We start from the raw sequence: 4,572 nt of genomic DNA, 5'->3' as shown, positions 1-4,572 counted from the left end.
GTGGACAGGGATGTCCGGGGGGAGGCCTTCGAGGACCTCCCGCAACCGGGCGCCCGTCTCGGCACCCCCCTCCATGTCGTGTTTCGCAAACACCCGACCGGTGATCGCGGACGCCTTCATTAGTTGATTGTCAACCCTTGCATGACGGCGTCTTCGGGCACATCGAAGGTCTGGCCGGTCCCGACGATGCGGTATGGGCCGCTCGCATGCACGTCATAGGGCGTGCCCGTAGTGGAGTACGGCACCACGAACTCGCCGTTGATGCTCTCCTGCCTGTACGTGAAGGTCCTGCCGGTGTTTGTCGTCAGGTCCACCTCGATCGTCCCCTCACCCTTGATATGGGCGCCGGGGACGAACTCGAAGACCTTGACAAATCTGATGTCAGGAGCGGTCTCGCCGGTGAACGACTTCCAGCTCGACTCGTGGATGAGCCTGAAGTGCTGGAGTGCCGGGGCCTCGGCAGCGGCCATGGTGAGGTTGTTCTCAAGGCCGATGGTTCCAGCATGCATTCCTGCCGGCGCCTTCGCGTTGTAGGCCTTCACCTTCGCCTGTGCAGTGGCCGGGTCCAGGATCGAGAGGTTCGTCATCAGGGACATGCCGTAGCCCGAGGACGCAGCGTCGGCGTACTCGGTGTAGAAGACCCTGTCTGACATGGACATCGAACCGTCGAAGTTGTGCAGGCGTGAGGTCATTGTCTGGAAGTATTCGGGGGTGTAAACTCTGGCATTTATGATGTTGCCCTGGCCGACAGGTACAATCCAGTTCTGCTGGTAGGGCTCCACACCAACCTTCGGGTCGAACCAGGTCGCCATAGCCCAGAATATCCCTGTGTCCATCAGGGCGTCGGTGATCACGTAGCGCGTCCCGTCGTTTTTCAGGATCTCTGCCGCCGTCTTCTCGTCCTGTGCCACGAAGAACGCCGCAGAACCGTTCGGGCCGGCTACCCCGTGCTGGAATGGGTTGCAGTTCGGGATCCGGTGGGCGATGGTGGTGATGTAGTGGCCGTAGTCCCACCAGGTCATCACGCCGTACGACTCGGGCGGGTACTGGAATGTCTCCTTATCATAATTCCTGTAATAATCAACGCCTGTATCCGGTGTATTGTCCCCCATCCACTCCAGGGTCTCGCGCCACTGCGGGTGCATGCCACCGTAGGAAGCGCTCTCTGCAAAGGCAAGGTCAAGCTGGATGGATGATACGACGAAGAGGACAGCGAGGATGACCACGACGACACTGCCGAGGAGCACCACAGGGTCGCTCCCCCCCGATGGCTTCTTCTCCTCTTTCCTGTTCTTCGCGGGTTTTTTATCTGCTGGTGCCGCTGTCCGGGCACGGTGGGCGGCAATCTCCTTCCATCCCCGTTCAAGGACGAAACCCACACAGAGAGCGGCAAGGAGGGCGATGTTCACCGCCAGATAATATTCGTACCTGTTGTGCTGCCAGGTGGAGAAGAGCATGACCGCCGACCAGACCAGGACGAAGAGGTAGTCTGCCCGGCGTTTCTGGAATATTCCATAGATGAGGACGGCAAAACCGCCGGCCATCAGGAGCAGACCGGTATTGAAGGTATACCAGGCGGCCCCGATGCTCCAGGGCATCGCCTCCTCGACGGTGTTGGCCTCAGCCGACTGACCGAAGAAGGCGAAAAAGTTCCCGATGAGGACGTCGTAGGCCGTCGGGTTGGCGACCTTCAGGAAAATGGCAAATGCCATGCCGATGGTGGCGAGGATTATCGGGTAGAAGTATGCGGGTCTTTCCCGCGTCACCCGTGTAAGGGCATAGAGCGCCCAGCTCCCGATGATGATCGCAAGATACGAGAGCACGTGCCCGAGGGTGTAGCGGGAGAGGCCGAGGCCTTCGTGCTGGATGCCGAAGAGGAAGAGCCCGATGATCGCGACGGCGAAGACCACCGTGTTGATGACAGCGAGGTTCCAGGTCTCCTTCTTCTCCCAGGCGTCGAGGATGTACTGGACGAGCGTGTAGACGGCGACGATCATCGCAATCAGGATCATCGTCGGCATCACGAAGAGACCGAGGAGATAGGCAATGCCCGCGAGAGTGCCGAGGATTAACGGTCTCTTCAGGCACTCCAGGGAGGACAGGTCGATCTTTTCACCCCGCACCGCCTGGATGGCGACGATATACGCGAGCACGAAGAGCACGGAGAAGAGAGTCTCCGCGATGTGGTGGTCGACGAAGCCGAAGATGGAACGGTACAGGAAGTGCCCCGATACGACCGCCGTAAAGCCCGCGGCAAGAAGGCCGGTCTTCCAGTCGGCAATTCTCCTGCCGAGGAAATATATCAGGGGGACCATTGCGGCGCCCATCAACGGTGGGACGATGGCACTGACGAACACGATCTCAGGCCGTGCCGTGGCCCCGACAAGGATGGCGAGGGCTGCGATGAGCGTTGGGAAGAGGGGGCCCCAGTAGATGGTGTCCCCATGGGGGTAGAGGGTCATCGGGTCGAACCATGAGTAGGCGAGGCCATTTGCCGCGAGCGCCTCAATCTGCCTCATATTATACCAGGGGTCGTTCCCCTGGAGTTCGACCACCCCGCCGGCAGTCATGTCCGCCATAGGGATAAGGCGGACCCAGAGTGCGAAGAGGGAGAAGATAATTAAGAATCCTGCTATAAGCCAGGTCTTTCTGTCCTTGAGATCAAATGGTGGCATTAAACACTCCTTCTATGTCTGTTTCCCTATGGATGATTAATATATTGGGTTGATATAAATCGGGAACATCTTTTCTCAGTACTGTTTTCGGTCTGTAAGCTCTTTTAATTTCTTTTCCATCTCTGCAGCCCGCCTCTTCCAGCTGAATTTTTCGGCGTCGATGGAGTATGAGGTGCAGTGTTCGATCGTCTCGCCGATAAGGTCGATGAACTCTTCATTGCTGTGGTAGATGGAGAGGTGGTCCCCTCCGATCTGCTCCATATCGGGGATGGGCCGGGAGAGGATTGGTTTTGCACAGGCCGAATACTCGAAAAATTTGTTCGGGAGGGCGATGTTCGCCCACTGCGGGGGCGACAGGGGGATGGTGCAGACGTCCATGGCCGCGATGTATGCCGGCAGTTCCGCATGCTCCACTGTCCCGGTGAAGGTGACATGGTCACTGAGGCCGAGGGAGACGGCCTGAGCCTTTAATTTATCGAGGTATCCGGTGAAAAGGGATCCCCCGACGACAAGGAGGTGGACGTTGTCATACCGGGAACGGATGGCGGGTAAGAGCCTGATGAGGTTATCAATGGCATACCAGCGCTCGACAGACCCGGCAAAGCCGATGACGAACTCCTCGTCGCCGATGCCGAGGCGCTGTCGCATCGTCGAACCGTCCATCGGCCTGAAGATCTCGGTGTCGACGCCATTTGTGATCACGCCGGCCTCGTAGCCGTGGTCATGGAGCTGGCGGGCCAGGGAGGGTGAGACGGTCGTGATCTGGTCGCTGTGGTCGAGGTTGTAACGGGTGATCGCCCAGACGCCGTCATGGATGACGCGCCTGGCAAAGGGGTTTGTATAATAGGCAGCGGCAGAGTCAGGGAACCAGTCCTTCAGGTCGAAGAGCACAGGAACTCCCGCATTCTTCGCCGCCCTGATCACGGCGGTGCCGGCGAGCACATGTGCTGCGACGACGACGTCGATCCCCTCTTCTCTGATGATCCTCTTCATCACGGCGGCATGGTACGGGGCATTGAGGGTGTAGTGGAGGAGCGGGCTTTTGAAGGGGAACATTGTCGCCTCGTGGACGTGAAGGCGTGTCTCCCTCTCCTTCCCATCGCTCACATGGAAGTGGGGGACATGCACTTCATGTCTTTTCGCCAGTTCCTCGAAGATGTAGTGGTGGCGGGAGGGGACAGGGTGGTGGATGTAGTCCTGTGTCGAGACGAGGAGGATCTTCACGGTCTCACCTCAGTCCCTGAGTTCGTGACCGTTTCTGTCGCCCCTCCCGATGCCGCGGTAGGCGAAGCCCGCCTCGATCCAGGCGTCCGGGTCGGCAACATTCCTGCCGTCGATGATGGCAGGGTGCATGCACCCGCAGAGCGCCTTCACCTCTCCCGGGACGAGAACCCTGTACTCCTTGTGGCCGGCGAAGACGGCGACGGCGTCGGCACCGGTGAGCACGGCGTCAAGGTCGCGGGTGAGGCCCGGCGGGACGTCGGGTGCGGTCTCAGGGTCGACCCAGGGGTCGTGGACGGCGACCGCCGCACCCGCGGCACGGGCCATCTCATAGAAAGGCTCTGCCGGGGTGTTCCGTGCGTCGTCGGAGTCGTTGATGAAGGCCCACCCCAGCAGGGCGATCTTCGCGCCCTTCAGGGCCTTGCCGACCTGCGCAAGTGCTGACTCGGTGAGGTGGAGCATGTGCGTCGGCATGAAGTCGTTGATGCCGCGAGCAAGGGTGTACAGGGACTCGCGGCCCTCGGGGAAGTCGAGGCTGTCGGGCCCGAGTTGCTGCACACCGCGCTCCAGGTGGTAGGTGTCTTTGGTGAGGCAGTGGCCGCCGACGCCAGCGCCGGGCCAGAGGACAGCACGGGTGATCCCCTCGCCCTTCAGATCGGAAGAGCGTCGTGTAGGG

General features: G+C 60.2%; 2 protein-coding genes. Both read right to left on the bottom strand.

The features are described from left to right. Nucleotides 1–119: 119 nt before the first annotated feature. On the bottom strand, nucleotides 120–2,675 hold the full coding sequence (locus tag Q0520_RS05810; protein ID WP_298667538.1) for an oligosaccharyl transferase, archaeosortase A system-associated: 2,556 nt from the start codon (nucleotides 2,673–2,675) through the stop codon (nucleotides 120–122). A 75-nt stretch (nucleotides 2,676–2,750) separates the two neighbouring features. After that, a complete protein-coding gene (locus tag Q0520_RS05805; protein ID WP_298667536.1) occupies nucleotides 2,751–3,899 on the bottom strand; it encodes a glycosyltransferase in 1,149 nt (382 codons plus the stop codon). Nucleotides 3,900–4,572 lie beyond the last annotated feature (673 nt).

Origin of the sequence: uncultured Methanofollis sp. (genome assembly GCF_937919355.1) — an archaeon.
In the GTDB taxonomy this organism is placed as follows: Archaea; Halobacteriota; Methanomicrobia; order Methanomicrobiales; family Methanofollaceae; genus Methanofollis.
The sequence above is the reverse complement of the archived record's forward strand: the minus strand, read 5'-3'. Positions and strand labels throughout refer to the sequence as shown.